This is a genomic window from Segatella hominis (assembly GCF_004535825.1).
In the GTDB taxonomy this organism is placed as follows: domain Bacteria; phylum Bacteroidota; class Bacteroidia; order Bacteroidales; family Bacteroidaceae; genus Prevotella; species Prevotella hominis.
Genome location: NZ_SGVY01000108.1, coordinates 1 through 2523, shown reverse-complemented (window position 1 = coordinate 2523; position 2523 = coordinate 1). Strand labels below are relative to the sequence as shown.

Sequence of the window (2523 nt, the reverse complement as noted above, 5' to 3'; positions counted from 1 at the left end):
TTTAGATATAATTTTATCAACACCTTTTCTTTTTAACTCTTGCAAAAGGAAAAATGTATTTCCACCTGTTATGTAGATATAATCGCATTTATGTAATATAGAAGATATTTCCTCTTTGGACAGTTGGGTAATCTCGACTTCTTCAACAATCATTCCTGCTTCTTCTAAAGCCTTTTTCCCCTTTTTTACATAGAATCGTATTGGTTCTGTAAGGCTTGCAGTTGGTATAAAAGCTATAATTTTCCCTTGCAAATCTTCTTTGGCACAATCGACAAATAGATTAGCAACATCAGCAAATGATGAGCATAAAAATAATCTTTTCATATTCTATAATATTAAGTTTAACACTTTTTGATACAAAGATAGCGTCTTCTATGACAGCCCTATGTCAGTAAGTCTAAATATAGAAGAGTTTTTTCATCGAAAGTACTTATTTTTTATAAGTAATTGAGAATGAGATAAGTTTTTATCTCATAAAAAGAAGAGGTTACGAATTAGAAATATACAGAATGTAGCATCCTGCTGTGATTTGCATAACCATTCAAAGAACTCTTTCGGTTGCAAAGGTACGATATTTAATCGGGGATAAAGAATGTTTTAAGTTTTTTTTAAGTATTTGCATCTTTTCGATGAGCCAAGGACAGCTCATGTTTCTTTCGAGGGCAACGACAATGCATCTTATAACTGCAACATCATAAGCCATAATGCCAAACTCATACATAGGGAAGATGGCAACTATTTTATGGCTACAGCCACTGTGAGCACACAGGGACAAAATACCCCAATATTGCAACAGTACATGAAAGTCGATGTCAGAATCATCGTCAGCAATAAAACGTTATGGCAACAGGTATTCGGATAAACTATATCCAAATACCTGCTGTTTGTTTTTGGATGCATATTGTGTTGGTAAGCATCAGATTTTACGCAAAAGTTCTAATTTCCATAAAATTCCTCTTGTAAATCATTGGATATTTAGAAAAATATCGTATCTTTGTCCCCGAATTAAGGCGTTCTTTGCATATTGCAAAATACAGAAACGAGCAGAAGTCCGCTCGTTTCCATCTTGTTACCTATATAATATAGGCAAACGCCCAACTTCTTGATTTTCAATCAAAGTCCAATTTAGAGTGAGTTATACTTTTTAAGAAAAAAAAGAATGGATTATGGAAAGAAGTGCGTCAGTAAAGGCAATAAACTGCCCTTTTAAGATAAAAAACGGCATCCTAAGGCAAATTTGATAAATGTGAATCTCATAAAGGGATTGGTTGAACAAACAGTAATTTCCTTTAAAAAGTAATATATTACTTATAAAAGCAAGAAAATAAGACACAAAAATAGTCTTTTTGTAACAAAATGCAAGTAAAATGCAACTTTTTACAAAAAATATTTGGAGAAAAGCTAAATATTATGTAATTTTGCAACCGATTAAAAATATTTTTAAAATTTTGCTAAGTTCTCTTACCATAAAGAGAGTTTTAAACTCTTGGATAAAAGGATTTGAGACAGGCTTATATATAATAAGGTATAACTCTTCCACCTCGGGACAAGAGGTAGAGAAAGCATTCTTAGGTATCTCCCTCAATGGGGAGCACCTCATGACATGTAGAGAAAGAAATAAACATTATATATTAATTTTTTAAAAGAGAGAGAGATTTATGGAAAAAAGACTCATGACTGTAGCAGCTGCCATTGCCGTTAGTACGAGCATGGCATTTGCACAAACTTCAATCTCGGGTACCGTTGTCTCAAACGATGATGAAGAACCAATTATCGGTGCTTCTATCCGAATTGATGGTACAAAGACCGGTACTGTTACCGACATTAATGGTAACTTCTCCTTGATTGTTCCTAATAAGAACAGCAGTTTGGTTATCAGTTATCTTGGTATGAAGACCGTTACTGTTAAGGCAGTAAATGGCATGAAAGTTGCTTTGCTTTCAGATTCAAAAAATCTTGATGATGTAGTTGTTACCGCACAGGGATTGAAGCGTCAGAAACGTTCTTTGGGTTACGCCACTCAGGAAATTAAATCTTCTGATTTAACTTCTGTTGGTCAGCAAGGACTCAACAACGCCTTGGCTGGTAAAGTTGCTGGTGCCCGTTTCGTTGGTGGCTCTGGTGCAAAATTCGACGAAGGAAAAATTGTGCTCCGTGGTACAACCTCTCTGTCATCAGACAATGGAACAGCTGCTGGAGCTGCAGCAGGTTCAAGCCCTATTTATGTAGTAGATGGCGTTATCACAGAGGCTGCCGCTGTCAACATGAATGATGTTGCCAGTGTCAATGTGCTGAAAGGTCCTGCTGCTACTGCGTTGTATGGTGTACGTGGTGGCAATGGTGCTGTTATCATTACAACCAATAACGCTAAGGAAGGTGAGGCTCATCAGCAAATTAATATCAGTAACTAAAGTTTCCCACCCTTGTTTATAGGGCATTTTTGAGTCCTTAATGTTCCATCAATCCCTATAAACAGGGCATTTTAACGGTTACCTAAAAAGTGTTTCATGCCACTTCTTTCCC

Annotated in this window: 3 protein-coding genes; 2 read left to right on the top strand and 1 reads right to left on the bottom strand. The window is 35.8% G+C overall.

All coding sequences use genetic code 11. The features are described from left to right. Positions 1-324, bottom strand: a 324-nt coding sequence (locus tag EXN75_RS17215; protein ID WP_167639582.1) for a Type 1 glutamine amidotransferase-like domain-containing protein, incomplete at its 3' end; no start/stop codon positions are given. A gap of 292 nt (positions 325-616) precedes the next feature. Between EXN75_RS17215 and EXN75_RS17210 the strand changes: the two genes are divergently transcribed. Both EXN75_RS17210 and EXN75_RS17205 read left to right on the top strand, forming a co-directional pair. Then, on the top strand, positions 617-862 hold the full coding sequence (locus tag EXN75_RS17210) for a hypothetical protein (RefSeq protein ID WP_008628616.1): 246 nt from the start codon (positions 617-619) through the stop codon (positions 860-862). 796 nt (positions 863-1658) lie between these two features. Then, positions 1659-2411 (top strand): carboxypeptidase-like regulatory domain-containing protein, encoded by a 753-nt coding sequence (locus EXN75_RS17205; protein WP_246031464.1) that lies wholly within the window; start codon positions 1659-1661, stop codon positions 2409-2411. Positions 2412-2523 lie beyond the last annotated feature (112 nt).